Source organism: Rhodococcus sp. 2G (assembly GCF_001886355.1).
Classification (GTDB): Bacteria; Actinomycetota; Actinomycetes; order Mycobacteriales; family Mycobacteriaceae; genus Rhodococcus; species Rhodococcus pyridinivorans.
Window position 1 is genome coordinate 3,133,290 of sequence record NZ_CP018063.1, and the last position, 26,122, is coordinate 3,159,411.

Sequence of the window (26,122 nt, forward strand, 5' to 3'; positions counted from 1 at the left end):
TATGTCCCATGCCCCACACAAACTCGACCCGGCCCCGGAAGTCCCTCTCGACTTTCCTCGGGAATGGGTGGAGTTCACCGACCCCGACAACGACGAACACGTCATCGCCGCAGACATGACATGGCTGCTCTCGCGGTGGACCTGCGTGTTCGGCACTCCGGCGTGCCAGGGCATCATCGCCGAGCGACCCGACGACGGGTGCTGCTCGCACGGTGCGTTCCTGTCCGACGACGACGATCGCCAGAAGCTGGCGAAGGCAGTGAAACACCTCACGCCGGCCGATTGGCAGTTCATGGACAAGGGCCTGGGCAAGAAGGGTTACCTCGAAGAGGACGAGATCGACGACGAGCCCGCCCTGCGCACCCGCCGCTACAAGGGTGCGTGCATCTTCCTGAACCGTCCCGGATTCGAGGGCGGCCAGGGCTGCGCCCTCCACACCATGGCGTTGCGACGCGGCATCGAACCGCTCGAGATGAAGCCGGACGTGTGCTGGCAGCTCCCGATCCGCCGCACCCAGGACTGGGTCGAGCGTCCCGACGGCACCGAGATCCTGCGCACGGTCATCACCGAGTACGACCGACGCGGCTGGGGTGAGGGTGGGCACGACCTCGACTGGTACTGCTCGGGCTCTCCCGACGCGCACGTCGGCGAGCGTCCGGTCTGGCAGTCGTACGCCCCCGAGCTCACCGAACTCCTCGGTGCGGCGGCCTACGACGAGCTCGCGCGCCTGTGCCGGCGACGCCAGGGACTGGGTCTGATCGCGATCCATCCCGCGACGTCGGCAGCACAGGTGGGCTCCGATGCCGGCTCCGATCAGGCCTCGAGCTTGTAACCCAGACCGCGCACCGTCACGAGGTGACGCGGCTTGGCCGGATCCTCCTCGATCTTCGAGCGCAGACGCTTGACGTGGACGTCGAGGGTCTTGGTGTCGCCGACGTAGTCGGCGCCCCACACCCGGTCGATGAGCTGTCCGCGGGTGAGCACCCGCCCGGAGTTCCGCAGGAGATATTCGAGCAGGTCGAATTCCTTGAGCGGCATGGCAACCGGCTCACCGTTGACGTGCACGACGTGACGGTCGACGTCCATCCGCACGGGTCCGGCCTCGAGCAGTCCGTCGTCCGCCGCTACCTCGCTCTCGGTGTCGGCCCCGCGCCGCAGGACCGCACGGATCCGGGCGATGAGTTCACGCGCCGAGTACGGCTTGGTGACGTAGTCGTCGGCGCCGAGTTCGAGCCCGACGACCTTGTCGATCTCGCTGTCGCGAGCGGTGACCATGATGACCGGCACACCCGAGCGGGTCCGCAACTGCTTGCACACGTCGGTGCCGCTCATCCCGGGGAGCATCAGGTCGAGCAGGACGATGTCGGCGCCCTCCCGGTCGAACTCGGCGAGGGCCGAAGGGCCGTCGCCGGCGATGGTCGTCTCGAACCCCTCCTTCCGCAGCAGGAAGGCGAGCGGATCCGCCAACGATTCCTCGTCCTCGACGATCAGCACACGCGTCACGAACTGGTCCTCCGTCTGTTTCTCGATATCCGTCCGCCCGGGAACCCGGGTGGGGTCTGCGTCACGATCCGACCACCTTCTCGGTGCGGTCGGCGGTGTGGTTCTCGTCATCCTCGGCGTCCTCGACGTGGGCCGGGACGAGGAGGGTGAAGGTGGAGCCGGTACCGGGCTTGCTCCACAGGGTGATCTCGCCGTGATGGTTCGCAGCGACGTGCTTGACGATGGCCAGCCCGAGGCCGGTGCCTCCGGTGGCCCGCGACCGGGCCTTGTCGACGCGGAAGAAGCGCTCGAAGACCCGCTCCTGGTCCTCCTTGGCGATACCGATCCCCCGGTCGGTGACGGCCATAGCGACCTTGCCGTCGCGCAGCGACCTGCTGATGGTCACCGGTGAGCCGGCCGGGGAGTAGGCGATCGCGTTCTCGATGAGGTTGGTGAGGGCGCTGACGAGCAGCGTTCGGTCGCCGAGGATCTCGAGACCGCTCGGCCGGTCGGTGCTGATGGTGATCGAGGCGTTCTCGGCGGTCAGGCGCGTGCGGTCGAGAGCCTCGTCGACGACGTCGTCGACGTCCACGACCTCGAGATCGGGCAGTTTCTCGGCACCCTGGAGCTTCGAGAGGGCGATCAGTTCGGTCACCATGTTGCCGAGGCGCGTCGCCTCGCGTTGGACCCGTTCGCCGAAGTGGCGGACGGTCTCGGGATCGTCGACGGATTCGAGCAGCGCCTCCGCGAGCAACGCCATCGCGCCGACGGGGGTCTTCAGTTCGTGGCTGATGTTGGCCACGAAATCGCGCCGGGTGGCCTCCATGCGGACGTGCTCGGAGTCGTCGAAGGCGTAGAGCACGACGAAGCGCGGATCCTGGTCGAGCAGCAGCCGGACGGTGCAGCGCACCGCGACGGGCTCGCGGCCGAGCAATGCCTTCGCGCCCAAGTCGAGTTCGATCGGTTTCCTCTTCTCGAGTACCTGGCAGGCGGCCGCCCAGGCCCGGTCGTCGATCTGCCGGTTGCGGACGAGGCCGAGTTCCTCGGCGCGCGGGTTCGACAGGACGACGTCGTGGAACTTGTCGACCACCGCGATACCGGTCGACGCCCCGTGCACGACCCGGTCGAGCACGTCGAACATCGTGAGGTCGGCTTGGTCGCTACCGTGGGCCCGGCGCTGCACCAGCCTCCCGGCGGCGACGGTGACGATCCCGCCGAGGACCGCTGCGACCACGGCCAGCAACACGGCCTGCGTAACACTCACACTTCGAATCGTAATGACACCGGTACCCCACCGGACAGCGGGTCGACGGCATTTCCCGCACGTCACACCCCATTTTTCGGATGTTGGAGTGTTGTTCACCCTTTGTTCGCCCAGAACGGACCACTCTGCGACGGACCTGCACGAACGAACCGACCCCGTCACCGAACGGCAACGGGGTCGGATCTCGCTTCCGTGAGGCTGCTACTTGGCGCCCTGGTTCGCGACCGCCGCCGCACCGGCAGCTGCGGCCTCGGGGTCGAGATAGGTGCCACCCGGGTTCAGCGGGCGCAGGTTCTCGTCGAGGTCGTAGCGCAGCGGGATGCCCGTGGGAATGTTCAGGCCCGCGATGTCGTCGTCGGAGATCCCGTCGAGGTGCTTGACGAGCGCGCGCAACGAGTTGCCGTGCGCGGTGACGAGCACGGTCTTGCCCGCGAGCAGGTCCTGGGAGATCGTCGACTCCCAGTACGGGATCAAACGGGCGACGACGTCCTTCAGGCACTCCGTGAGGGGAACCTCGTCGACGTCGGCGTAGCGCGGGTCGGCGTCCTGGCTGTACTTCGAACCCGGCTCGATCGGCGGCGGCGGGGTGTCGTAGCTGCGACGCCACAGCATGAACTGCTCCTCGCCGAACTCGTCCTTGATCTCGGACTTGTTCTTGCCCTGGAGCGCGCCGTAGTGGCGTTCGTTGAGACGCCAGTCGCGGATGACGGGGATCCAGTGCCGGTCGGCGGCGTCGAGCGCGAAGTTGGCGGTGCTGATCGCGCGGCGCAGCAGGGAGGTGTAGGAGACGTCGGGAAGCACATTGTGCTCGGCGAGGAGGGCACCGGCCCGCTTGCCCTCGGCGATCCCCTTGTCGGTCAGATGCACGTCCACCCAGCCGGTGAACAGGTTCATCGCATTCCATTCGCTCTCGCCGTGGCGGAGCAGAACAAGTGTTCCGATAGTCATGACCCAATCCTGACATGCACGGATGGGGATTTCGCCACGGGCGCCCCCGATCGTGGGCCATATCTGACAATGTACGTTGCCAGGAACGCGGGAGTCGGCGCCGCGCACCACAGTTCGTCATCACCGACACACACGGGATTCGATGTCACACCGGGGTCCGCAGCCACACCGGGGTCCGCAGCCCGACGGACGCATGTCCCGCCGCACCGTCCTCACCGCCCTCGGCGCGCTCGGGGCCGCAGCACTGCCGGTCACGGCGGGCGCACAGCCGAGCCGCCGCGCACCGGCGGTGCACTCCGGCGGACGCCGGGTCGCGATCCTCGGCGGCGGGATGGCCGGACCGGCCGCCGCGCACGAGTTGATCGGACGCGGCTTCGAGGTCACCGTCCTCAAGCCGACCGCGCTCGGCGGCAAGGCGCGCAGCATCCCCTCCCCCGGCACCGCGGCAGGCGGCCGCCTCGATCTGCACGGGACGGGCGCGATCGACGAGAACGACATCGCCTCGTGGTTCCTCGATCCCGGCGTGAAGTGGGGAGCCGGTGGCGTCACCAACGACACCCGCTGCTCATCAACACCGCGGGATCGCTCGCGAACCGGCCCGAGGCACACACCGCGATCCCGAACCTGTTCCTCGCGGGCGACTACGTCCGCAACGACATCGACCTCGCGACGATGGAGAGCGCGAACGAATCGGCGCGGGTGGCGGTGGGTGCGTTGCTCCAAACTGCGGGCTCCCCCGCCGCACCGCCGGCACTGTACAAGTTGCACGAACCGCCCGAACTGGAACCCTTGCGGCGCATCGACGCCGACCGGTACCGAGCGGGACAACCGCACATGCTCGCCTGATCGGGCAGGGTCCTCCACGGCCCGAGAGGTCGAGGCCCGGCGGTTCCGTAGCAGGGGCCGGACAGCGGCATCCCCGGGAGACACACGATCTCCCGGGGATCCACACGTCGCCGGTGCGCCCGTCAGGCGTTCAGGGCGCGCAGATCCTTCCGAAGAATCTTGCCCGCAGAGGATTTCGGCACCGTGTCGATGAACTCGACCTGGCGGACCTTCTTGTGCGGCGCGACCCGCGCGGCCACGAAGTCGATGACCTCGTCCTCGTCGATCGTCGAATCCGGCTGCCGGACGACGAAGGCCTTCGGAACCTCCTCGCCCTCGTCGTCGCGGACGCCGATCACCGCGGCGTCGGCGATCTGCGGGTGCGTGAGCAGCAGAGCCTCGAGCTCGGCCGGCGGCACCTGGTAGCCCTTGTACTTGATGAGTTCCTTGAGCCTGTCGACGATCCGGACGGCACCTTTCCCGTCGACCGTGGCGATGTCGCCGGTGTGGAGGAAGCCGTCCTCGTCGAGGGTGTCGGCCGTGGCCTCGGGATTGCCGAGATAACCGACCATGACGTTCGGTCCCTTGCACCACAGTTCGCCGGGCGCCGAAACGCCGTCGCCGGTGGGATATTCGACTTCCTCGCCGGTGGCGGGATCGACGATCTTGCATTCCATGTTCGCGATCGTCGGTCCCACCGAATCGAGTTCGGTCTCGTTGTCCTCGAAGGGAATTGCGTGCGACACGGGAGACATCTCCGACATGCCGTATCCCTGCCGGACGTTGCAGCCCAAGCGCTTCGCGACCGATCCGGCGAGTTCCTTGTCGAGCGGTGCAGCACCGGAGAAGACCGTGTGCACGCTCGACAGATCGTACTGGTCGACGAGGGGGTGCTTGGCGAGCGCGACAGCGACCGGCGGCGCGATGAACACGTACGTGCACTTGTGTTCCGAGATGTAGGTGAGGAAGTCGACGAGGTCGAACTTCGGCATCGTCACCAGCGACGCGCGGTTGTACAGCGCGGCGTTCAGCAGCACCGTCATGCCGTAGATGTGGAAGAACGGCAGCAGTGCGAGCACGCGGTCGTCGGCGGCGATACCCATCCGCGGGGTGATCTGGCAGACGTTCGCGACGAGATTGCGGTGCGTGAGCATCACGCCCTTGGGCCGGCCGGTCGTGCCCGAGGAGTACGGCAGTACCGCGAGGTGGGTGGCCGGATCGAACTCGACGGCGGGAGCCGGTGAACCCTCGGTGAGCACGTCGCGCAGGGACGGATGGCCCTCGGCGCCGTCGAGCACGAAGAGCAACTCGTCGGGGATCCCGGCGGCCGCGGCGGCCTCCTTCGCCTGCGGCAGGAACGGGGACACCGTGAACAGTGCCACGGCCCCCGAGTCGTCGAGTTGCTTCGAAATCTCCCCGGCTGTGTAGAGGGCGTTGATCGTGGTCGCGGTGGCGCCGGACCTCAGGATGCCGTGGAAGACCGAGGCGAAGGCCGGCACGTTGGGTGCGAGCAGCCCGACGACCTTCCCCACACCGATGCCCCGGGCGGCCAGCGCTCCGGCGACGGCGTCGATGTGGGCCACGAGCGTGCGGTAGTCCGTCACGGTGCCGGACGCGCCGTCGATGAGCGCGGGTCGATCGAGCTCGGACTCGTCGAGCGAACCGAACAGGAAGTCGTAGACACTCGATGCCGGGATGTCGACGTCGGGAAAGGGACTGCGGAAACTCATTACTCATCCTCCGAGCATTCTGCTGGCACGCCGTGCCGACTTTCGGTCGAGTCCACACTACCGCAGCGGTTGTGAAGCCCGTCACACGCGCTGTGTGGGGATTGCGAGGATACCGTTCCGGCGCGGTTCGCCTGCCGGAGAGCACGAACCCCGCGTGCGACGGATCGCACGCGGGGTTCGGAAGCTGCTGGAGCTGCGCTCACGATGTCGTGTGAGCTGCGCTCCCTACGCCCGAGGGCGCTGCGGTCAGAGGTACTGACCGCAGACCGGCCATGCACCGACGCCCTGTCCGGCGAGGACGTTCTCGGCGACGCGGATCTGCTCCTCGCGCGAGGCGTTGTTCGCGGTTCCCGAGCCACCGTAGGCCTCCCAGGTGCTCTGCGAGAACTGCAGACCGCCGTAGTAGCCGTTACCGGTGTTGATCGCCCAGTTTCCACCGCTCTCGCACTGTGCGACGGCATCCCAGTTGCCGGATGCGGCGTTGGCGGTACCGGCACCCAGAGCGAACGGGGTCGCAACGAGTGCAGTGGAGGCAGCGAGGGTGCCCAGGGCGCGCTTGATCGTGAACTTTGCCATGTGGATGAATCCTTTCCGGCTGCTTGCGAGGCCCCCGACGCAATGGGTCCGCCACATGTGGGCTGGACGGTCGGTGCCGGCGACACGGTGCGGTGCTCGCGCACGCCCGGTCGCTCTCTCGCTCCACCCCTCGGCAGGTTGTGGATCCGACAATCCCGCGGGGGTGGAACGAGCGGCTGCGGGGCCGGTGTGTAACGCCCGTCGGTATCGGGCCTACATCGACGGTAAGGGTTCATCACGGCGAGGTCACGGTTCGATTTTCCGGTACGGCTGTGCGAGAAACCGGACCGGCGATCGACAAAACCCCAGGTCGCTTCGTGGGAACGCACCGTTTCCCGGACGTTTTCAGCGGATTTCGATTGTGGGAATGGTCACACCATACGGCCGTGCAGACCTCTCCAACCGGACATGTTCACGGGGAGATAACGGTGTCCGGCAACGCCGTCACCCGTTCGCTTCGCGCCGATCCCCGGGTTCGTCGTCGTCCACATCGGGCTCGAACGGCGTGCCGGTCTCCTCCTCGATGAGGTGACGGAACGGCTCGAGATTGCGCAACGGTTCGCCCCGCGAGACCCGCCACTCCCATTCGCGCTTGATGGACGTGATGAACCCGATACCGAGGATGATGTTGAAGTCGTGGTCCGCCGCCTCGAGGACCTGCCCGAGGACCGCGTCGATCTCCTCGGGGGTCAACGCGTGCGCGGCGATGCGTCCCACCAGATAGATGTCGCCGACCTTGTCGAGCGTGTACGCCACGCCGTACAGGCGACGGTTGCGACGCAGCAGGTAGCGGTACACCGATTCGAAGTTCTCGTCCGGCTTGCGGCACACGAACGCCTCGACCCGCACACCGTGCTGTCCGACGCTGAGCAGCGTGGTCGTCTTGAGCTTCTTCTCGCCCGGGAGCTCGACGACGAAGTGCCCGCCCTCCTTGACGGAGAACTCGAGCTCGCGATCGCGCAGCGTGGATTCGATCAGTTCGATGAGCCGGTCGCTCATGCCGTGACTCCCCTCGTCCGTCGCAACTTCCACACTCCACGCTGCCGTCGCAGCGAATGCTCACCGGTACCGAAGGTGCGGTTGCGGCGCATCCCGGCCCGCCGATAGCTGTCGAGCAGTCCTTCCGCGGTGTGTTCCCACGAGAAGGACTCCGCATGCACGGGCGCGGTCGCCGCGAACCGGGCGAGACGATCCGGATCGCCGACGAGCGAACGCAACGCCGTCGCCCAGTCGTCGATGCGGTGCCCGTCGACGAGCATGCCGGTCTCCCCGTCGCGCACGGCGACGCCGAGACCCCCGACGTTCGCGGCCAGCACGGGCGTGCCGCAAGCCTGCGCCTCGATTGCGACGAGACCGAAGGACTCCGAATAGCTCGGCACCGCAACGAGATCCGAAGCCCGGTAGACCTGGACGAGACGGTCCGGCGGCTGCGGCGGGAGGAAGGTGACCCGCGACGCTATGCCCAGTGCGGACGCGAGTTCGATGAGCGCGTCGGGGCGCTCGAGACCCGTTCCCGAGGGACCTCCCACCACCAGGACCCGCAGCGGCATGCCGGGATCGTCGGCGAGTGCCCGCGCAGCGGCCTCGAGCAGCACGTCGGGGGCCTTGAGCGGCTGGATGCGGCCCACGAACGCCACGACGGTCTCGCGCGGGTCGAGTCCGAGTTCGGCGCGGGCGGCCGCGCGGTCGCCGGGCCGGTAGCGGTTCAGGTCGGCGCCCGGTGCGACGACGTCGATCTTCGCGGGATCGGCCCCGTAGATGCGTTCGAGCTGCCCCGCTTCGTCGGCGGTGTTGGCCACCAGGCGGTCGGACTCCGCGACGACCTGCTGTTCCCCGATCTGCCGGGCTGCGGGTTCGGGGGTGTCGCCCTCGGCGAGCGAGGCGTTCTTCACCGCGGCGAGCGTGTGGGCGGTGTGCACGAGCGGCACACCCCAGCGGTCGCGGGCGAGCCAGCCGACCTGCCCCGACAACCAGTAGTGCGAGTGCACCAGGTCGTAGTAGCCCTGCGGGTGCCGTGCCTCCTCGCGCAGCACGCCGGCAGCGAAAGCGCACAGCTGCGTCGGCAGGTCGTGTTTGTCGAGGCCTTCGAAGGGGCCGGCCTCGATGTTGCGGACGAGCACCCCGGGCGCGGCCTGCTGGACGGCCGGATCGGCCGACGAGGTCGCGCGGGTGAAGATCTCGACTTCGACGCCGCGACGCGCGAGCTCGACGGCGGTCTGCAGGACGTACACGTTCATACCGCCTGCGTCCCCGGTTCCGGGCTGCGCCAGCGGCGAGGTGTGGACCGAGATCACGGCCACGCGGTGCGGGCGGCTGGGCTGGGACGTCACCCCTCCATACTGCCCTGCTGCCGATCTTCGCGTGTCGCCGCCTCCGCCGTCGCGGTGCGAGCGAACTCTCCGACCTCCGACACGAACCGGTGGGGATCCTCGACGAACGGACCGTGGTCGACGCCCTCCCAGATCGAGGTCGTGGCGCGTCGCAGCAGCGACGCCGCGTGGTGCGCCGCGGAGACGTCGACGACCGAGTCGGCGTCGCCGTGCAGGAGGAGAACCGGCACGTCCAGGTCGGCGAGCAGGTCGTCGTTGCCCACCGCCCGGTCGAACAGCGCCGCACGGACGCGGGGCGGGGTGCACAGGCTCGCACCGAACAAGGCCTGCGACACCGCGCCCTTGCCTTCGAGGAGAGCGCTGCCCTCGACGACGGGACCGGTGAGGGCGTTACCGAAGGAGCCGAGCGCGCGCACCGCTTCCTTCGGGTCCTCCGACATCGCGGCGGGGATCGCGGCACGCATCGAGGCACCGACGCGTCCGCCCTTCTCGCCACGGCCGATGCTCGTGATGGCACCCACGAGGACCAGGCCGGCGACAGCTCCCGCGCCGTGTTCGGCGAGATAGTCGCAGATCACCAGGCCGCCGTACGACCAACCGAGCAGCACCGCCGGGTTCGTCTCGGAGACGTTCTCGGCGGCGAGCACCGCGGCGAGGTCGCCGGCCCACAGACTGCGATCGGCGTATCCGGTCTCGGGAGCCTGCGAATAACCGTGTCCGCGCAGGTCGACGGCGACGACACGGAAGTCGCGGGCGAGTGCGTCGAGGACCCCGTCGCCCCAGCACCGCGACGACTGGGCCCACCCGTGGAGCAGCACCAGAACCGGTGCCGTCTCGGAGCCGAATACGCGATACACGAGGGAGGTGCCGTCGATACCGGCCACTTCACGAACTGCCATGCGCGTCACTCTAACCGTGCTCGCACATGGATCCCGCCGGCACAGGTGACCGCGAGGATGCCCGCGGCGACCGCCACGAGATATCCGGTGCCGGCATCGGCCCGGTCGATGACCTGTCCCACCAGCGCCGAACCTGCGGCGACGCCGACGCCGAGACCCGCGACCGTCCACGTCATGCTCTCGGTGAGCCGGTCGGGCGGCACGATCTGCTGCGTCAGCGACGTCGCCACGATCATGATGGGCGAGATCGCGCATCCGGCAACGAAGTACAGCACCGTGAGCATCGGCACCGAACCGGCGAGCAGCAACGGGCACAGCAGGACGGCGAGAGTGCCGGTGGCGACGAACAACTGGCGGGTCGGAGCACTCGATCCCACCCGGCTACCGAAGATCAGGCCGCTCATCGCCGAACCCGTCGCGAACAGTGCGAGCGCGAAGGTGGCCGAGCCCGGAGAGTTCTGTTCGGCCGTGAACGCGACGGCTGCGACATCGATCACGCCGAAGACCACACCCATCGCGACCATCACCACGACGATCGACAGGAGGACGGGCATGCGCAGGATGTTCGCCCGCGCACGGTCGTCGGTGTGCGGTTGCACGGGAGGCTCCGTGCTGCGCAGCGCCGCAAGGGCGAGGGTCCCGACGAGCAGCAGGACCGCGCCGAGCAGCGGACCGGCCTCGGGGAAGACCGCCACGCTCAGGCCCACCGACAGGACGGGGCCGACGATGAAGCACACCTCGTCGACCACCGCTTCGAGCGCGAAGGCGGTGCGCAGTCGTGGAGTGCCGCCGTAGAGCTGCGTCCACCGCGCCCGCACCATCGCGCCGATCGTGGGCATGAGTCCTGCCGGGATCCCGCAGACGAACAGCCATATCGTGGGCACCTCGAACCGGACGCCGGCGAGCATCGCGAGGGTGGCGACCGCACTGACGGCCGCGGCCGTGGGCAGGACCCGTCGCTGGCCGTACCGGTCGACCGCGCGGGAGACGATCGGGGTGAGCACGGCGTACGACAGCGCGAACACCGCGGACAGTGCGCCGCCGACCGCGTAGTTCCCCTCGAGCTGGGAGAACATCGTGACGATGCCGATCCCGACCATCGCGATCGGCAGGCGCGCCACGAATCCCGCCAGGCAGAACGCGGCTGCACCCGGCGCTGCGAACAACTCGCGGTACGAGCCGCCCTTCTCTCCTGTCACGTACTTCTCACGTTCTCTTCGGTCCGATCCGGTCCGGTCAACGTTATGGCCGACCGACCACGCGAGGTGCAGGTACCTCCCGGCCTCCGGACGTCGCTGCCCGATTCCGCACGATCCGTGACGGGAACGGCCATGCTGGGTACATCCGGGGAACGGACAGGACGGATCTACGGAACGGAGCGGGCATGGCGGTGCACGAACGACACGGGCGGCTCTCACCGAAGGAACCCTCACCGAGGAGTCTGTGGACCCGTTACCGCGCGTCGGGAGCGGATCTGCCCTTCGGGAATCCGCTCGCCGCGCACGGCGTCGCGATGGAGGGTTACTTCTGGCGCTTCACCCAGCCCGGAACCGGCCGCGTCGTCATCGCCCTGTGCGGGGTCAACCGTGCGGACGACTCGGGAGGGCCCGGCTCGCACTGGGCGACGCTCGGTCTGGCCGCCCATCCCGGGGGTTTCCTGCGCACCGCCGCGCATCCGGTGGCCGCTTCCGATCCCGATCGGCTCGGCGCATCGGCCGGCGACGTCTTCTGCGGCGACAGCGAACGCGTGTGGATGGATCTCGGCGACGACGCCCGTCTCGACATCCGGTTGTCGGATCTGTGGCTCTGGCCGCGACGCCGCTTCGGCGCGTCGAGCGTGTTCCATTCCGTCCCCGGTCTCAACCAGTACTGGCATTCCTGGCTGCTCGGCGGCCGGGTGGAAGGGCACGCGATCCTCGGCAACGAGAAGTGGGATCTGACCGGCGCCCAGGTCTACGGCGAGAAGAACTGGGGCAAGGGCGGTTTCCCCGAGTCGTGGTGGTGGGGTCAGACGCAGGGATTCGCCGACCCGCAGGCGTGTGTGGCGTTCGCAGGCGGGCAGGTGCATTCGGGTCCGCTGCACACGGAGGTCACGGCGGTCGTCGTCGCGCTACCCGACGGGCGCATCGTGCGGCTGGGCAATCCCGTCACATCCCCGGTCCGGGCGACGGTCACCGACGAGAGCTGGCACCTGCGCGGCCGCAATGCCCGCTGGAGCGTGGAGATCTCGGGAAGTTCACCCCTCGGAGCGGCACACGTCCTGCCGGTCCCCGTGCCCGCGGAACGACGGAACGTCGCCGGTTCGATCGAACATCTCGGCGGTCGCATGACCGTGACGGTCCACGAACGGGGGAAACTGGTGTGGGCCGACGAATCGCACTCGGCCGCACTCGAACACGGCGGGCTGGACCGGGCCCGGGCGGAACTCGACCGGCGGGGCGCCGCTGCGGACGCGACGGACGCCCCACCGAGCGTGTGAATCCGACGGGATCGCTCAGAGTTCGGTGCGCTTCATCGCCGCGATCGGATCCGAGAACAACGAGCTGAGCGAGACGACACCCGCGGCGTGGGCCTGCACCCGGTTGCCGAAGCCGGTGATGCGGATGTCCTTGCGCGGCAGGGTGGTCGACGCGGCGAACGCGCGGGCGACGTGCGGAACCGCGGCCGGGTACTCGGTGAAGGCCTGTCCGCCGAGAATCACACGGTCGGGATTGAACAGGTCGCGCAGCATTCCGACGGTGCGGCCGAGCACGGTGGCCCGCTCGACGAGCAGACCGTGGGCGGCCTCGGAACCGCCGCGCGCGAGGCGGTAGAGCGACTGAATGGTGTTGTCGCCGTCGGCGAGGATGCCCTCGGCCACCGCGCGCTGCACGACCGCCCGATCGCTCACCGTCGCCTCGAGGCAACCCGTGCCGCCGCACGAGCACCGGGTCGACGAACCGGTGGGGAAATGCGTCACCGAACCCGGACCGCCGGCAGGGGTGTGCACCTTGCCCTCGAAAGTGATTGCCACACCGGCCGTCTCACGAACGTAGAAGTACAGGCCGGTGCCCTTGGCCTCGGGGGCGTCGCGATCGGGGGTGAGGAGCAGTTCGGAGGCGGCCATCGCCTCGACGTGCGCGGCCACCGAGACCGGAAGCCCCATACCGCCACCGACGATCACGCCGACCCGGGCGTCGACCCAGCCGAGTCGCGGGTGCGTGACGACGGCGGTGTTCGAGTCCACCCGCCCGCCGAGTGCGACGCCGACCCACAACGGGGCGCGGCGGTGCCACCGCCCGACGAAGGCCTTGGCGCTCGCGGTGATCGACGCGAGCGCGGCGTCCTGGTCGCCGGTCGGCGTGGGGACCTCGACGGCGCCGATGATGCGACCGCGCAGGTCGCTGGCGACGATGCCGGTGGTGACGGCACCGATGTGAATGCCGACCGTCAGGTACCGCTCGTGGTCGACCTCGACGGGAACACGCGGCCGGCCGACCGCGCCGGGTTCGGTCAGGTCGGCGCGCTCACGCAGCAGACCTGCCGAGAGCAGGGCCGACACCTGACGATTGACGGTGGCGATGCTCGCACCGGTGACCTTGGCGATCACGTCGCGCGAGACGGGGCCACGGTTGGCGGCGACACGGAAGACCGACGCCCCGGTGCCGTCGGCGATACGCAGGTCCGGCGGAACGATCCTGACGGGGCTCGACACACGGGAGGTGCGGGGACGGACGACCGTCGCACGCGTGGATCCACGGACGGCGGAACCGGCGGCGCGACGGGGCGCGGACGACCGCGAGGGAAGGGAAACGGACGGCGAGAGAGTGGGAACCGACACGGCGCTGATCCTTGGCTGCTGATCCGGACGTGATGACCGGAGAACGGGCGGGAGACGATCGACGCACCGAGACCCCGACGTGGAGAACATGATCGGAGACGGACCCGCACAACGAGGGTGGGATCGGTGCGGAGTTACTTTCCGCAGCAGCGACAACAGAGTTCGCGCGCCAGAGGCAGCCGTGATCCCAGCGCGGCGGTCACATAGGTGACCCGCGGTGCGGAGGCGTGGCCGACTGACATGTCGCTCAAACTATCGCCCGAACCGCGTCGTGTCCAATCCTTACCGATCCGGTGGGAAATCTTCCTGCACGTCCCCGCGTGCGTGCGCGGTCTCCGCCGACACCGGGGCGAGCAGCAACGCCTCCCACGCGTCGACGAGTGCGGCGAGTTCTGCCGTGGTGGGTGATTCGCCTGCACGGTGACACCGCGCCAGCGCACCGACGGTGCCGGAGTAGACCAGCCGCAGACGCTGCCCGGCGATATCGTCGGGCAACGGCCCGAGCAGGGTCCGTAGCGCGGTGTCGGACCGGCGGCCGCTCTCGGTTCCCGTCGGTCCGGTGACGCGGAAGCACTCGGCGAACCGGTCGTGGTTCGACAGCCGGTCGAGGAAGGCGACGTAGTGGTTGTTGCGGCCGAGCGTGCCGGCCAGGGGGCGGATGATCACCCACAGCAGGTCGCGGACCGAGAGGGTCTCCCGCGTCCGCAGCATCTCGGCGAGGAGCGCTTCCCGCTGGGAGTGCAGGGCGAGCAACCGGTGGGAGAAGACCGCCTCGAGCAACCCCTCCTTGGTGCCGAAGTAGTAACCGACCACCGACGAGTTGTGCTGTCCGGCGGCCTTGCGGATGTCGGCGAGGGTGACCCCGTCGTATCCACTGCGGGCGAAGAGTCGCTCAGCGGCTTCGACGAGCCGGATCCGGGTCTGTTCGCCCGAACTGTATCGACCGCGGGTGGTGGTCATACGCCGCAGGGTAGCCGCACGGAAAGGACTTCGCAGGCCGGGACGTGCGGCGGCATCCGGTGCCCGACACTACGATTGCCCCCATGAGCATCTCTCCCGATTCCCGCGTCGCCGTCGTCACCGGAGCCTCCTCCGGAATCGGCGAGGCGACCGCCCGCACGCTCGCCGCACAGGGCTTCCACGTCGTGGTGGGCGCACGCCGCCTCGACCGCCTGCAGAAGCTCGCCGACGAGATCGGCGGTACCGCGCTCGAGCTCGACGTCACCGACGAGGATTCGGTCGACGCTTTCACCACGGTGCTGCCGCGGGTCGACGTGCTGGTCAACAACGCCGGTGGCGCCAAGGGACTCGCACCGGTGGCCGAGGCCGTCGAGGACGACTGGCGCTGGATGTGGGAGACCAACGTCATCGGCACCATGCGCATCACCAAGGCGCTGATCCCCAAGCTCATCGCCTCGGGCGACGGCCTGATCGTCACCATCACCTCGGTCGCGGCCTTCGAGGCCTACGACAACGGCGCCGGCTACACCTCGGCGAAGCACGCGCAGGCCGTGCTGCACCGCACGCTGCGCGGCGAACTGCTCGGACAGCCCGTCCGCCTCACCGAAGTCGCGCCGGGCGCGGTCGAGACCGAGTTCTCGCTGGTGCGCTTCGAGGGCGACAAGGATCGGGCCGACAAGGTGTACGAGGGCATCACCCCGCTCGTCGCCCAGGACATCGCCGACATCATCGGCTTCGTCGCGTCGCGGCCGTCGCATGTCAACCTCGACCAGATCATCGTCAAGCCGCGCGACCAGGCCAATGCCGGCCGGTTCCACCGCGTCACCGACTGACCCACCGGGTGGTGGGCGCGGCGAGGCGGTCGCGCCCACCCCCGTCGGTACTGTCACGGTCACCGTGGGTGGGCGGGAGCTGGTCCTCGATCCCGCCACCGCCTTCGGGGTGTTCGACCGGGGGCGACGGGCGGGCCGTCCGTCAGATCACGCAGTTCACGGTGACGGGTTCGGGATGCAGACGGACCCCGAAGGCGTCCTCGACGCCGTCGCGCACCGTCCGCGCCAGCGCCACGAGGTCCGCGGCCGATGCCGCTCCCCTGTTGGTGAGCGCCAGCGTGTGCTTCGTCGACAACCGCGCCGGTGCGTCGGCGCCGGGGAAACCCTTCACGAAACCGGCCCGCTCGATGAGCCATCCGGCCGACAGTTTGGTGCCGCCGTCCGCGGGGAATTGCGGGATGCGCACGTCCGCCCCCACCTTCGCCGCGATGGCCGCGAGCACCTGCGGCAGGCGGTCGTCGGGGACGACGGGATTCGTGAAGAACGATCCGGCGCTCCAGGTGTCATGGTCGTCGGCGTCGAGCACCATGCCCTTGCTGCGGCGCAACGCGAGCACGTGCTGGCGTACCTGCGCCGCCGGCCGGCGCTCGCCCTCCTCCGCACCCAGCGCGACAGCGAGCTCCCGGTATGCGAGGGGTGCGGACGAACCGTCGCTCCGCACGTCCAGTTCCACCTCGAGGACGACCGCTGCGTCGGTGTGCTTGAGGATGCTGGTCCGGTAGCCGAGACCGAGTGCCTCGGGGCCGGCCCACGAGTCCTGGCCGGTGGCGCGGTCGAACAGGCGGACGCGACGCAGGATCGAGCCCACCTCGACGCCGTACGCGCCGACGTTCTGCACCGGCGTCGCTCCCGTGGAGCCGGGGATGCCCGACAGGCATTCGAGGCCGCCGAGGCCGGCCTCCACGGTGGCCGCGACGACGGCGTCCCATTCGGCTCCCGCGTCCACCCGGACGTGGTCGTCGCGGAGGTCGACACCGGTGGTCGCGACACGCACCACCACGCCGTCGAAGCCGTCGTCGCCGATCACGAGGTTGGAGCCACCCGCGAGGAGCAGCAGCTGCACTTCCTGCTCGTCGAGCAGGCGCACGACCTCGATCAACGACGCGGTGGACGTGCATTCGACGAGATACCGGGCGGGGCCACCGAGCCGGAGGGTCGTGAATTCCGACAGCGACACCTGCTCGGACACCGTGGCTCCCGTTTCGACGAGCCGGGCCCTGGTACGTGGATCAAGCACCAGCAAACGGTAGCGTGCCCCGTATGGGCAGCCCTATCGACCACACTGCGAACTACTCGTCCCCGCCTGCTGCGGTCCACGCGGCGTTCGTCGATCCGCAGTACTGGCAGACCCGGCTGAGTGAGGTCGGGGGCCCGGGCGCGGCGGTCGAACGCGCCGACACCGGCGACGGCACGATCGAACTCGACCTCCACCAGGCCATCCCGGCCGAGCACCTGCCGAGCATGGTCACGAGCCTCCGCCCGGGCGATCTCGTCATCCGGCGTCACGAATCGTGGGGTGCGTACGCAGACGGTCGCGCCGAGGGCAGGTTCTCGGCCCACGTCGACGGCATGCCCGGCGAGGTCACCGGCGGGATGACACTCATCGCCGACGGAGCAGGCTCGTCCGTCGTCATCGAGGGCACCGTCGAGGTGAAGATCCCGTTCCTCGGTTCCAAGATCGAGGGCATGATCGTCGAGCAGCTCGTCGAGCTGTTCGACGCGGAGCGCACCTTCACCGAACAGTGGTTGAACGGGGATCACTCGGCCTGATCGCACCCCGCGGGGCTCCCCCGTGGACGGTCGCGATTTCCGGGCCGGCCGTCCGGCGCGGTAACCTGGCCGGTCGTGGCACGGCGTATCGACTACTCCGCCCGCTTCCCTCATCCACCGGAGCGGGTGTACGAGGCTCTCGCCGACCCCGATCACTGGGAAGCGCGGATGACCGAGATGCGCAAGTATTCGGAGAACCACGTCCGCGAGTTCACGGTCTCCGAATCGGGCATCGCACTGGTGTTGCACCACGTCCTGCCACGTTCCGACCTGCCGGAGATCGCACGCACGGTGATCAAGAAGGACATGGTCATCACGCGCAAGGAGAACTACGGGCCGTTCACCGACGGCGCGACCGGCACCTACCAGGCGTCGATCCCCGGCGGCCCGGGCAGCCTCACGGGCACGATGGAGCTCTTCGCCGACGACCATGGCGCCACGCTCCGCACCACCTCCGAGGCCAAGGTGCACATCCCGTTCGTCGGCGGCAAGCTCGAAGAACTCATCCTCACCAATCTCGTCGACGTGTTCCGCACCGAGGCGGCCATCACCGCCGACTGGCTCGCCGGTCGGTAGCGCATGCGGAATCGAGGACCCGTCGGTGTCGTCACGCGCGGTACCACCGGCATCAACAGGCTGCGCCGCAGCGACCGCTGGGCGATGCACGACCCCCACATCACGAGGGCGTTGACGCACGCCACCGACCCGCTGGTGGTCGATCTGGGTTACGGCGCCATGCCGGTGACGACCCTCGAACTCGCCGCGCGCCTGCGTCGGGTCCGCAGCGATCTGCGCGTGGTCGGTCTCGAGATCGATCCGGACCGTGTGGTCCCGGGCCGCGACGGTGTCGCGTTCGCCCGGGGCGGCTTCGAGCTCGCGGGCCTGCGCCCGACCCTGGTCCGGGCCTTCAACGTGCTCCGGCAGTATCCGGAGGAGGCGGTCGAACCGGCGTGGGCGCACCTGCGTTCCGGCCTCGCTTCCGGCGGCCTGCTCATCGACGGCACGTGCGACGAGCTGGGCCGGCGCTGCGCCTGGGTGCTTCTCGACGAGCACGGTCCCCGTTCGCTGACCCTGGCGTGGAGCCCGTTCCACGTGGAGAGACCGTCCGACGTCGCCGAACGGCTGCCGAAGGCGCTGATCCACCGGAACGTCCCGGGCGAGCCGATCCACGCGCTGCTCCGCGCGGCCGACCGGGCGTGGGCGACGAGCGCTCCGCACGCGGCGTTCGGGCCGCGGATCCGATGGAAGGCGACGCTCGAGCTGCTGCGGGATCAGGGCTTCCCGGTGTCTCCGCCCCGCCGCCGTCTGCGTGACTGCGTGCTGACGGTGCCGTGGGACGCGGTCGCGCCCGCCGGCGCACCCGTTGCATCCGAGCTGGTCGCGGTCTGAGACCGTCTGTCCGAGTTCGTCGTCGCTCCGGTCGGTCAGCCCGCGGCGAGGAGCGCGAGCTCGATCCGGTCGGCCACTGCGGCCGGCTGGTTCGCCACGGCGGCGTGCAGCTGGTCGGAGTCGACCCGGCCGAGCGCGATCGCGTCGCCGACGAGTTCGTCGAGCACTTCCTGGGACACGCCGCCGGCCGCGAGGTCGACCGCGGTGCGGGCGGGTGTGGTGATCCGGAAGGCCCCGACGACCTCGCAGTCCTCCTCTGCCAGCGTCCGGTGATGCAGCGCGAGCCGGTTGCTCGGCACGGTGCGCTGGTCGGGTGTGGACAGGTGCAGGAAGCGGGGCTGCAGGTGGCCCATGCCGTGCAGGTCGGCGGCGCTCTGGTGCGAGACGACCGCTTCCCCCTCGTACCAGGTGCACCATTGGGCGAATTCGTCGAACTTCGTCCGTGGGCTGTCGCTGAGGCGGAACAGTTCGGTCTCGACGCGGATCCACAGTCCCGCCTCGATGCGTTCCGCGAAGTCGTGAGCTGCTATTCCGTGACCGACGGCCTGGCGTGCGGTGAAGAACCCGGCTTGTGTGGCGGCGAGGCGCCGCAGCGAGTCGTCGGCATCGGCCCGCCCGGTTGCGTCGTAACCTGAATCCGTCCACCCTGTCATGGCGCCCAGCGTAGCCGAAAAATGTGGTACACCTCACATATTTTCCTCATCCTGTGGCCGTGTGCTCAGTCGATCCTCAGCGTCGTCCGGAAGAATCGGCGACCATGACGCAACGGAAGCGCAACCGCACCGTCACGATCGCCGTCGTTCTCGTCGCGGCGCTGGTCGCAGTCCTGGTGGGCGCGGAGGTCTACGTCCGCAACCGCGCGACGGCCTGCCTCGCCCAGTCCTTCGAGAGCGAGCTCGGCACGGGAGTCGACGTCGACCTGAGCTGGAAGCCGGTGTTGCTCCAGCTGCTCGACCGGCAGGTTCCCTCGGTCGCTCTCGACAGCGACGACACCGCCTTCGGTCCGGCCCAGCAGATGCAGGTGCACGCCGAGGTCAACGACGTCGACCTGCGCGACTCCGCCGAGGGCGCCGGCACCATCGGCAGCTCGAGTGCCGACGTCTCGTGGCCCACCTCCGGGATCCTCGCGACCGTGCAGAGCCAGTCGGTCGGCGGCCTCGTCACCGATGTCATGGCCGACGAGAACGCGGGCACCCTGACGTTCACGGTCGGCGGCCAGGGTCTCGCGGAGTTCACCGCGCGACCGGTGGTGAACGGCGGTGTGGTGACGGTAGAGACGACCGACGCGACGATCCTCGGCATCGGGCTCCCGACGGCCCTCGTCGACGGCGTCGTGGAGATCCTGACCTCGGGTCTGCAGCAGTACCCGCTGGGTATGCAGGCCACCGAGGTGAACGTCACCGACAGCGGTATCGATCTCCGCCTCGAGGGTGGCCGCTTCGTGCTGCCGGAGGCCCCGCAGGGACAGCAGCAGCAACAACAGGAGGGCAGCTGCGGCCTCCTGTCGTGAGCGAGGAGGCCGGTCCGGCAGACCGTCGAGAGCTGTCGTCAGCTCTGCAGCCCGTCCAGCACCGCGCGGCTGCCGGACAGTCCGAGTCGCGTCGCTCCGGCCGCGATCATTGCGACCGCGTCCTCGGCGGTGCGGATGCCGCCGCTCGCCTTGATGCCGAGCTTGCCGCCCACCGTCTCCGCCATGAGCGCGACCGCGTGGGTGGTGGCGCCACCCGCGGGATGGAAACCGGTGGAGGTCTTCACGAAGTTCGCCCCGGCCTTCTCCGCGGCGCGGCACACCTCGACGATCGCCTCGTCGGAGAGCACCGCGGATTCGATGATGACCTTGAGGACAGGGTCGAAACCGATCGCTTCACGCACGGTGAGGATGTCGGCGAGGACGGCGTTGTAGTCGCCGGCCACCGCTGCGCCCACGTCGATCACCATGTCGATCTCACGTGCGCCCTCGTCGACGGCGAGTCGCGCCTCGGCGCCCTTGATGAGGGAATGGTGCTTGCCGGAAGGGAAACCGACGACCGTCGCGACCGTGACCCCCTCGGCCCGCAGGGGCAGCATCGACGGCGACACGCACACCGCGTACACGCCGAGTTCGACGGCTTCGTCGACGAGGGCCCGCACGTCCTGCGAGGACGCTTCGGGCTTGAGGAGGGTGTGGTCGATCATCGACGCGACCTGCGCGCGGGTCAACGTGGTTCCAGACATGACTGCAGCTTTCCACACGGCGAGATCCGACGGCCGTGCTCAGCAGGCTTCGCCCAGTGCCGGGTAGTCGATTCCCATGGAAATCCTGGTGATCGCGCTTCTCGTCGCAGTTGTGGCCGTCGTGGTGGTCCGGAGGAACAGCAGACGGCGATAATTCGATACCGCCGCACCGCTTCGGCCACGACAATGATCGCGTGCTGATCCGTCGAGAACTCCCCGCCGACGTCCGTGCGACCGCCGACGTGCATCGCGCCGCGTTCGCGCCGTTCGCCCCGGAAGGTCGCGAGCCGGTCGAGCCCGGTCTGGTCGCGTCGTTGCGGGCGAGCGACGCATGGCTGCCGCCGTTGTCGCTCGTGGCCGAGGCCCCCTCGGGCGCGATCGTCGGCCAGGTCGTCGCCACCCGGGGTCACGTCGGCGCCACCCCTGCCCTGGGCCTCGGTCCACTCGGTGTCCGTCCCGATTTCCAGCGCTCCGGCGTGGGCGCCGCTCTCATGCACGCCGTGCTCGGTGCGGCGGATGCCCTGGACGAGTCGATCGTGCTCCTGCTCGGACATCCCGACTACTACCCCCGCTTCGGTTTCGTGCCCGCCGCCGAACTCGGGATCTCCCCCGACGTCGAGGAGTGGGCGTCCCACTTCCAGGCACGGGCGCTCACGGCACACGACCCCGAGCTGCGGGGCACCTTCCGGTACGCCGAGCCGTTCTACGCCCTCGAGGAGCAGGCATGAACGACGATCCCGAGAACCCCTGGGCCGATTCCGCCGAGACCGCACGCACCTTCGACGCGGCGAGCGGGGATTTCGACGAGCTGACCCCGACGGTGTGGGGACCGGCCGGGCAGGCACTGGTCTTCCAGCTCGGCGTCGCCCCCGACGAGGCGGTGCTCGACGCGTGTTGCGGAACGGGATCGTCCGCGCTTCCCGCCGCCGCCGCCGTCGGACCCGAAGGTCTCGTCCACGGCGTCGACGTCGCCGACGAGATGCTCGAACACGGCCGCCTGACCGCGGAACTCCGCGGCCTGAAGAACATCGAATTCGTCTGTGCGGACGCCTCGCAGTGGGAGGCACCGTCGGACGTACCCGACGCCGGCTACGACGTGCTGTCGATCTCCTACGGGGTGTTCTTCCTCCCGGACATGGACCGAACCTTCTGGCGTCTGGTCTCGCTCGTGAGGCAGGGCGGACGCGCCGGCGTGACGGTCTGGCGACGCGGCGCGATGGAGGAGTTCTCGTCGATCGTGTTCGATGTCGCGTCGCGCTACTCCCCCGGGCTGCGCGAGCGCGGCGTCCTGCGCGACCGCACACCCCTGCACCGGATCGACACTCCGGACACACTCGAGGCGTGGCTCGCGGACGCCGGAACCGATTCCGTGGAGGTCCGCACCCTGTCGAATCTCCTTCCGGCGACGGAGGAGTTGTGCTGGTCGCTCGTAACGGGCACCGGTTTGCGCGCGGTGCTGCCCGGGCTCGACTCCGGGCAGGTGGCGTCGGTGCGGCAGCAGATCGCCGAGGAGGTCACCGCACGCGGACTGCGCACGATCGATGCGACCACTCTCGTCGCCACGGGTACGGTTCGACGTCCTCCGGTCTCGGGCTGACGACCGGAGACAGGGTCTACCGGGAGCAGGGCCGACCGGAAGTAGGACGCCGTGTGTCACCTGAGAGAATCGGGGCATGACGCTCGCCTCATCCGCCGACGATCGACGTTACGTTCTGACCCTGGGCTGCCCGGACACCACCGGGATCGTCGCCCGCATCGCGACCTTCCTCGCGGAGGTCGGTGGTTCGATCGTCGAGGCGGCCTACCACGCCGATCAAGACACCGGTTGGTTCTTCACCCGGCAGGCCGTCCGGGCGTCGTCGATCCCGTTCGGACTCGACGAGCTGCGCGAGAAGTTCGCGAGCGTCGCCGCCGACATCGGCCCGCAGACCGAATGGACGCTCTCCGACACCGGCAAGCGCAAGCGCGTCGTGCTGCTCGTCAGCAAGGAAGGGCACTGCCTGCACGACATCCTCGGACGGGTCGCCGCAGGGGAACTCGACGCCGAGATCTGCGCGGTCATCGGCAACCATCGCGATCTCGAACCGGTCGCGCAGCGACACGGCATCACCTTCCACTACGTGTCGTTCCCGAAGGATCCCGCCGAGCGCGGACCGGCTTTCGAGCAGGTCCGCAAGCTCGTCGACGCCCACGACCCGCACGCGGTGGTCCTCGCCCGGTTCATGCAGGTGCTCCCGGAGGAACTGTGCGAGCACTGGGCCGGCCGCGCGATCAACATCCACCACAGTTTCCTGCCGTCGTTCATCGGCGCACGGCCCTACCACCAGGCCTTCACGCGCGGCGTGAAGCTCATCGGCGCGACCTGCCACTACGTCACCGCCGAACTCGACGCGGGCCCGATCATCGAGCAGGACGTCATCCGCGTCAGTCACAGCGACAGCGTCAGCGACATGGTCCGTCAGGGCCGCGACGTCGAGAAGCTGGTCCTCTCGCGCGGTCTGCGCTGGCACCTCGAGGATCGTGTGCTGGTGCACGACAGTAAGACCGTCGTCTTCCGGTAGATCCCCCGAGCCGAAACCGGTCCACCCGCGAGCGGATGGACCGGTCTTTCGTGCGTGGGTGATCGGTTCAGCCGACGTGCGTGCGAGTGATCGGCTCAGCCGACGGGCACACCGGCTCGTTCGACAAGGTGCGCGAGCTCCTCGTCGAACCGGTCGATCGCTTCGACCGAGCTCATGTGGCCGATGCCGTCGAGCACCACGAAACGTTCGAGGTTGCCCGCACGGTCGAGTTCCTCGGCGAGACGCCGGGCGTGGACAGGCGGGGTGAGACGGTCGGCGGTGCCGACCAGCACCGTCGTCGGCACGGTGAGATTGCGCAGACCCTCACGGATGTCGAGGGCACTCAGTGCCCTGCCCCAGCCGCCCCGCGTGCGCGGCGGGCAGCCGAGCACGATCTTCTCGCAGAACTGCACCTCGGCGGCGCTCGCACCGGGCGACAGGGCCACGTAGCGCAGGGCCCGCGTCGTCACCGGGGACGCCGCCAACGGGACGGTCGCACCCATGAGCCGGCTCGCGACGGACACCGGCACCCGCGGGAAGCGTTGCGGCAGCGGCACGATCGCCGAGTCCGCGACCAGCCGGTCGGTGCCGGTGCTTGCGAGCAGCACGCCTGCGACCGTGCGGCCGACGTTCTCCGGGTACTTCTCGGCCCACGCGATGATGCTCATCCCGCCCATGCTGTGACCTGTGAGCACGGCCTTCGAACCGGGCCGGACCACAGCGTCGAGGACCGTCCGGAGATCGTCGGCGAGCACGTCTGCTCCCAGCGTCCGCGCCCCGGCCTCGCTGTCGCCGTGCCCGCGCTGGTCGTAGACCACCACCCGGTAGTTCTCCGCGAAGGCGTTGATCTGCGGGGTCCAGTACGCGGCGTTGCACGTCCAGCCGTGACAGAACACCAGCACGGGAGCGTCCGCGTCGCCATAGGCGAGCACGTTCAGCCGGGCACCGTCGTCGGCGCGGACGTCGAGGATCTCGGGTTCGAGTTCCGGTTCGCGCAGCAGCTCGTGCGGGGCGACGTCCTCGGTACGGACGACCGTCCGACGACGCCGGCGGACGAGCACGGCGGTGGTCGCCGCGGCAGCGAGGACGATCGAGCCCGCGGCGATCGACGCGGTCGGGGACGGCTTTCTCACGGGTGGAATTCTCCTGTCGGTTCGGTGGAGCAGCGCGCCGTCACAGGACGTGCGCGCGACGCAGAAGCAGAGTGGACGGACCGCCGATCAGTCCCACCTCGTCGAGGAACTCGACCGTGCGGCGAGTGCCCTGACGGAGCTTGTCGTGGTAGTGCCTGTTCTCCTGCGCGGCCTTCTTCGCTTCGGCGACGTCGAGTCCGGCCGCGGCGTAGACCTGGTCGTTCACGAGGCTGGTGACGACGAAGTACGCGCTCACCCCGAGGTGGATCCGGATCCATGCCCGCTCGAGACGTCCGAGCCGGGCCGAGCGCCTGCGTGTCTCCTCGCGGGCGTAGCGGATGTGCCGCGACTCCTCCACGACGTGGACGTGACTCACCGTCCGGGTGATGGGCTGCACCCGCTCGTCGCGCATGAAATCGTGCTGCATCATGTCGAGGATCTCCTCGGCGAACAGGGTGCCGCCGTAGGCGAGGGCGCCGCGCGCGACGGCCTTGAACAGCCGGCCGGTCTCGCGGATCCAACGCTTGGGCCGGTAGGAGGGGATGCCGTATCGCTGCGCCGACCGCGCGAACATGATCGAGTGCCGGCATTCGTCGGCGATCTCGGTGAGCCCGAACTGCACGTAGGGGGTTGCCGGATCGTGCCGGTAGAGATCGCGGACGAGCATCTGCATGAGGATCATCTCGAACCAGATCCCGGTGCCGGCGATGCTCGCGGCCTCGTGCTCGGTGAGGGTGATGCGCTGGTCCTCCGACATGCGTTCCCACAGGTCGGTGCCGTAGAGACTGCACCACTCCGGGGTCATGCCGTACTTGCCGTCCACGAGCGGCGCGTCCCAGTCGATCTCGAGCTCGGGATCGTAGGAGAGCCGCGCCGACGAATCGAGCAGGCGTTGCGCGGTCTCCTGCCGGTGATCCGTGGAGTGTTCACCAGGCAGGCTGTCGTGCTTTCGCAGGAGCGTCATCGCCGATCACCTCGTCTCGGAAAATTATCCGTTACCCGAAGTGTCATTATCTGGATCACACTTGTCAAGCGAAAGGGAGGCCCGACCCCCTACCACCGAGGGCGCTGGACCTCCTCGACCCGCGGACGGACGTCCACGAGGTACACGCACACGGCGACGACCGCGATGATCCCGAGCAGACCCACCGCGCCGAAGACGACGAGGACGAGCAACGCGGCCACGAGGATGCCGAGCCAGACGGGCTTGGTCAGCTTGTCGACGGCCGGAAACGCCTCGGCGGGCTGACGCACGACGTGGAACAGCGCGAATCCCGCCCCGGCGATGGCGATGATCTGCAGCGCGAGGATGATCAGACCGGCAAGTGAATCGACATTGGTCACCACACCAGTCTACGAGAATCGGCCCTCGTGCGAGTTCGCACGAG

Annotated in this window: 27 protein-coding genes and 2 pseudogenes; 12 read left to right on the forward strand and 17 right to left on the reverse strand. The window is 69.0% G+C overall.

What is annotated here, in order from left to right:
- The first annotated feature begins 1 nt into the window (after window position 1).
- Window positions 2–832, forward strand: coding sequence for a hypothetical protein (locus BO226_RS14705; protein WP_071935535.1), 831 nt, complete (start codon window positions 2–4; stop codon window positions 830–832).
- On the opposite strand, the gene BO226_RS14710 is transcribed toward BO226_RS14705, so the two are convergent.
- From BO226_RS14710 to BO226_RS14720, 3 genes are all read right to left on the reverse strand, one after another.
- The gene (locus tag BO226_RS14710) at window positions 814–1,503 is read right to left on the reverse strand and encodes a response regulator transcription factor (RefSeq protein ID WP_006552355.1); all 690 of its coding nucleotides are present in this window, start codon (window positions 1,501–1,503) and stop codon (window positions 814–816) included. The genes BO226_RS14705 and BO226_RS14710 overlap by 19 nt on opposite strands.
- 61 nt (window positions 1,504–1,564) lie before the next feature.
- Entirely contained in the window at window positions 1,565–2,746 is a 1,182-nt protein-coding gene (locus tag BO226_RS14715) for a sensor histidine kinase (protein ID WP_024101733.1), read from the reverse strand.
- A 201-nt stretch (window positions 2,747–2,947) separates the two neighbouring features.
- Window positions 2,948–3,694, reverse strand: a complete 747-nt coding sequence (locus tag BO226_RS14720) for a phosphoglyceromutase (protein WP_019291191.1) — start codon at window positions 3,692–3,694, stop codon at window positions 2,948–2,950.
- A 331-nt stretch (window positions 3,695–4,025) separates the two neighbouring features.
- On the opposite strand from BO226_RS14720, the pseudogene BO226_RS28715 reads away from it, so the two are divergent.
- Together BO226_RS28715 and BO226_RS28720 are read left to right on the forward strand one after the other, a co-directional pair.
- Window positions 4,026–4,088 (forward strand): annotated as a pseudogene (locus BO226_RS28715) (hypothetical protein); the annotation flags it as partial.
- A gap of 75 nt (window positions 4,089–4,163) precedes the next feature.
- Window positions 4,164–4,540, forward strand: a pseudogene (locus BO226_RS28720) (FAD-dependent oxidoreductase); the annotation flags it as partial.
- Between the two features lie 122 nt (window positions 4,541–4,662).
- Here the strand turns inward: BO226_RS28720 and BO226_RS14730 are convergent.
- From BO226_RS14730 to BO226_RS14755, 6 genes are all read right to left on the reverse strand, one after another.
- Complete coding sequence (locus BO226_RS14730) at window positions 4,663–6,249, reverse strand: AMP-binding protein (protein WP_071935536.1); 1,587 nt, start codon at window positions 6,247–6,249, stop codon at window positions 4,663–4,665.
- 246 nt (window positions 6,250–6,495) lie between these two features.
- Window positions 6,496–6,825 carry a transglycosylase family protein gene (locus BO226_RS14735; RefSeq protein WP_006552360.1) on the reverse strand — a complete coding sequence of 110 codons (330 nt, stop codon included), beginning with the start codon at window positions 6,823–6,825 and terminating at the stop codon, window positions 6,496–6,498.
- Window positions 6,826–7,269: 444 nt separating this feature from the next.
- Window positions 7,270–7,824, reverse strand: coding sequence for a YbjN domain-containing protein (locus BO226_RS14740; protein ID WP_019291186.1), 555 nt, complete (start codon window positions 7,822–7,824; stop codon window positions 7,270–7,272).
- A complete protein-coding gene (mshA, locus tag BO226_RS14745; RefSeq protein WP_024101737.1) occupies window positions 7,821–9,155 on the reverse strand; it encodes a D-inositol-3-phosphate glycosyltransferase in 1,335 nt (444 codons plus the stop codon). The genes BO226_RS14740 and mshA overlap by 4 nt, the downstream gene beginning before the upstream one ends.
- Window positions 9,152–10,054, reverse strand: coding sequence for an alpha/beta fold hydrolase (locus BO226_RS14750; protein ID WP_071935537.1), 903 nt, complete (start codon window positions 10,052–10,054; stop codon window positions 9,152–9,154). The genes mshA and BO226_RS14750 overlap by 4 nt, the downstream gene beginning before the upstream one ends.
- Before the next feature lie 5 nt (window positions 10,055–10,059).
- A complete protein-coding gene (locus tag BO226_RS14755; RefSeq protein ID WP_071935538.1) occupies window positions 10,060–11,253 on the reverse strand; it encodes an MFS transporter in 1,194 nt (397 codons plus the stop codon).
- Window positions 11,254–11,438: 185 nt separating this feature from the next.
- Between BO226_RS14755 and BO226_RS14760 the strand changes: the two genes are divergently transcribed.
- Window positions 11,439–12,533: a tocopherol cyclase family protein gene (locus BO226_RS14760; protein WP_071935539.1), complete on the forward strand. Its 1,095-nt coding sequence runs from the start codon at window positions 11,439–11,441 to the stop codon at window positions 12,531–12,533.
- A gap of 15 nt (window positions 12,534–12,548) precedes the next feature.
- On the opposite strand, the gene BO226_RS14765 is transcribed toward BO226_RS14760, so the two are convergent.
- A complete protein-coding gene (locus BO226_RS14765; protein ID WP_071935540.1) occupies window positions 12,549–13,874 on the reverse strand; it encodes an ROK family transcriptional regulator in 1,326 nt (441 codons plus the stop codon).
- A gap of 282 nt (window positions 13,875–14,156) precedes the next feature.
- Complete coding sequence (locus tag BO226_RS14770) at window positions 14,157–14,834, reverse strand: TetR/AcrR family transcriptional regulator (protein WP_071935541.1); 678 nt, start codon at window positions 14,832–14,834, stop codon at window positions 14,157–14,159.
- An 83-nt stretch (window positions 14,835–14,917) separates the two neighbouring features.
- Here BO226_RS14770 and BO226_RS14775 point away from each other — a divergent pair, with 83 nt between their 5' ends.
- Window positions 14,918–15,667, forward strand: coding sequence for an SDR family NAD(P)-dependent oxidoreductase (locus BO226_RS14775; protein WP_006552368.1), 750 nt, complete (start codon window positions 14,918–14,920; stop codon window positions 15,665–15,667).
- A gap of 142 nt (window positions 15,668–15,809) precedes the next feature.
- On the opposite strand, the gene BO226_RS14780 is transcribed toward BO226_RS14775, so the two are convergent.
- A complete protein-coding gene (locus BO226_RS14780; RefSeq protein WP_232238131.1) occupies window positions 15,810–16,856 on the reverse strand; it encodes a UDP-N-acetylmuramate dehydrogenase in 1,047 nt (348 codons plus the stop codon).
- Between the two features lie 71 nt (window positions 16,857–16,927).
- On the opposite strand from BO226_RS14780, the gene BO226_RS14785 reads away from it, so the two are divergent.
- From BO226_RS14785 to BO226_RS14795, 3 genes are all read left to right on the forward strand, one after another.
- Entirely contained in the window at window positions 16,928–17,437 is a 510-nt protein-coding gene (locus BO226_RS14785; protein ID WP_024101744.1) for a DUF2505 domain-containing protein, read from the forward strand.
- 75 nt (window positions 17,438–17,512) lie between these two features.
- Window positions 17,513–18,013, forward strand: coding sequence for a DUF2505 domain-containing protein (locus tag BO226_RS14790; RefSeq protein ID WP_071935542.1), 501 nt, complete (start codon window positions 17,513–17,515; stop codon window positions 18,011–18,013).
- Between the two features lie 3 nt (window positions 18,014–18,016).
- Window positions 18,017–18,826 (forward strand): SAM-dependent methyltransferase, encoded by an 810-nt coding sequence (locus tag BO226_RS14795; protein ID WP_071935543.1) that lies wholly within the window; start codon window positions 18,017–18,019, stop codon window positions 18,824–18,826.
- A 35-nt stretch (window positions 18,827–18,861) separates the two neighbouring features.
- Here the strand turns inward: BO226_RS14795 and BO226_RS14800 are convergent, their stop codons facing one another.
- On the reverse strand, window positions 18,862–19,479 hold the full coding sequence (locus BO226_RS14800; RefSeq protein ID WP_006552373.1) for a type IV toxin-antitoxin system AbiEi family antitoxin domain-containing protein: 618 nt from the start codon (window positions 19,477–19,479) through the stop codon (window positions 18,862–18,864).
- Between the two features lie 104 nt (window positions 19,480–19,583).
- On the opposite strand from BO226_RS14800, the gene BO226_RS14805 reads away from it, so the two are divergent.
- Complete coding sequence (locus BO226_RS14805) at window positions 19,584–20,336, forward strand: LmeA family phospholipid-binding protein (protein WP_006552374.1); 753 nt, start codon at window positions 19,584–19,586, stop codon at window positions 20,334–20,336.
- Window positions 20,337–20,374: 38 nt separating this feature from the next.
- Here the strand turns inward: BO226_RS14805 and deoC are convergent, their stop codons facing one another.
- A complete protein-coding gene (gene deoC, locus BO226_RS14810) occupies window positions 20,375–21,040 on the reverse strand; it encodes a deoxyribose-phosphate aldolase (protein ID WP_071935544.1) in 666 nt (221 codons plus the stop codon).
- Between the two features lie 194 nt (window positions 21,041–21,234).
- Between deoC and BO226_RS14815 the strand changes: the two genes are divergently transcribed.
- From BO226_RS14815 to purU, 3 genes are all read left to right on the forward strand, one after another.
- Window positions 21,235–21,768, forward strand: coding sequence for a GNAT family N-acetyltransferase (locus tag BO226_RS14815; RefSeq protein ID WP_071935545.1), 534 nt, complete (start codon window positions 21,235–21,237; stop codon window positions 21,766–21,768).
- Window positions 21,765–22,637: a class I SAM-dependent methyltransferase gene (locus BO226_RS14820; RefSeq protein ID WP_071935546.1), complete on the forward strand. Its 873-nt coding sequence runs from the start codon at window positions 21,765–21,767 to the stop codon at window positions 22,635–22,637. The genes BO226_RS14815 and BO226_RS14820 overlap by 4 nt, the downstream gene beginning before the upstream one ends.
- A gap of 76 nt (window positions 22,638–22,713) precedes the next feature.
- On the forward strand, window positions 22,714–23,601 hold the full coding sequence (gene purU / locus BO226_RS14825; RefSeq protein ID WP_006552379.1) for a formyltetrahydrofolate deformylase: 888 nt from the start codon (window positions 22,714–22,716) through the stop codon (window positions 23,599–23,601).
- A gap of 95 nt (window positions 23,602–23,696) precedes the next feature.
- On the opposite strand, the gene BO226_RS14830 is transcribed toward purU, so the two are convergent.
- The 3 genes from BO226_RS14830 to BO226_RS14840 all read right to left on the reverse strand — a co-directional run bounded on the left by BO226_RS14830 (window position 23,697) and on the right by BO226_RS14840 (window position 26,078).
- Entirely contained in the window at window positions 23,697–24,734 is a 1,038-nt protein-coding gene (locus BO226_RS14830) for an alpha/beta fold hydrolase (protein WP_071935547.1), read from the reverse strand.
- Between the two features lie 40 nt (window positions 24,735–24,774).
- Window positions 24,775–25,698 carry an AurF N-oxygenase family protein gene (locus tag BO226_RS14835; protein WP_071935548.1) on the reverse strand — a complete coding sequence of 308 codons (924 nt, stop codon included), beginning with the start codon at window positions 25,696–25,698 and terminating at the stop codon, window positions 24,775–24,777.
- Window positions 25,699–25,787: 89 nt separating this feature from the next.
- Window positions 25,788–26,078, reverse strand: coding sequence for a DUF2516 family protein (locus BO226_RS14840; RefSeq protein WP_024101750.1), 291 nt, complete (start codon window positions 26,076–26,078; stop codon window positions 25,788–25,790).
- Window positions 26,079–26,122: the final 44 nt, after the last annotated feature.

What these genes read in the sequence shown, in the direction of transcription:
- BO226_RS14705 (WP_071935535.1), top strand. Translation starts at nt 2, where the DNA reads ATGTCCCATGCCCCACACAAACTCGACCCGGCCCCGGAAGTCCCTCTC.
- BO226_RS14720 (WP_019291191.1), bottom strand. Translation starts at nt 3,694, where the DNA reads ATGACTATCGGAACACTTGTTCTGCTCCGCCACGGCGAGAGCGAATGG.
- BO226_RS14730 (WP_071935536.1), bottom strand. Translation starts at nt 6,249, where the DNA reads ATGAGTTTCCGCAGTCCCTTTCCCGACGTCGACATCCCGGCATCGAGT.
- BO226_RS14735 (WP_006552360.1), bottom strand. Translation starts at nt 6,825, where the DNA reads ATGGCAAAGTTCACGATCAAGCGCGCCCTGGGCACCCTCGCTGCCTCC.
- BO226_RS14740 (WP_019291186.1), bottom strand. Translation starts at nt 7,824, where the DNA reads ATGAGCGACCGGCTCATCGAACTGATCGAATCCACGCTGCGCGATCGC.
- BO226_RS14750 (WP_071935537.1), bottom strand. Translation starts at nt 10,054, where the DNA reads ATGGCAGTTCGTGAAGTGGCCGGTATCGACGGCACCTCCCTCGTGTAT.
- BO226_RS14760 (WP_071935539.1), top strand. Translation starts at nt 11,439, where the DNA reads ATGGCGGTGCACGAACGACACGGGCGGCTCTCACCGAAGGAACCCTCA.
- BO226_RS14770 (WP_071935541.1), bottom strand. Translation starts at nt 14,834, where the DNA reads ATGACCACCACCCGCGGTCGATACAGTTCGGGCGAACAGACCCGGATC.
- BO226_RS14775 (WP_006552368.1), top strand. Translation starts at nt 14,918, where the DNA reads ATGAGCATCTCTCCCGATTCCCGCGTCGCCGTCGTCACCGGAGCCTCC.
- BO226_RS14785 (WP_024101744.1), top strand. Translation starts at nt 16,928, where the DNA reads ATGGGCAGCCCTATCGACCACACTGCGAACTACTCGTCCCCGCCTGCT.
- BO226_RS14795 (WP_071935543.1), top strand. Translation starts at nt 18,017, where the DNA reads ATGCGGAATCGAGGACCCGTCGGTGTCGTCACGCGCGGTACCACCGGC.
- BO226_RS14800 (WP_006552373.1), bottom strand. Translation starts at nt 19,479, where the DNA reads ATGACAGGGTGGACGGATTCAGGTTACGACGCAACCGGGCGGGCCGAT.
- BO226_RS14805 (WP_006552374.1), top strand. Translation starts at nt 19,584, where the DNA reads ATGACGCAACGGAAGCGCAACCGCACCGTCACGATCGCCGTCGTTCTC.
- deoC (WP_071935544.1), bottom strand. Translation starts at nt 21,040, where the DNA reads ATGTCTGGAACCACGTTGACCCGCGCGCAGGTCGCGTCGATGATCGAC.
- BO226_RS14820 (WP_071935546.1), top strand. Translation starts at nt 21,765, where the DNA reads ATGAACGACGATCCCGAGAACCCCTGGGCCGATTCCGCCGAGACCGCA.
- purU (WP_006552379.1), top strand. Translation starts at nt 22,714, where the DNA reads ATGACGCTCGCCTCATCCGCCGACGATCGACGTTACGTTCTGACCCTG.
- BO226_RS14835 (WP_071935548.1), bottom strand. Translation starts at nt 25,698, where the DNA reads ATGACGCTCCTGCGAAAGCACGACAGCCTGCCTGGTGAACACTCCACG.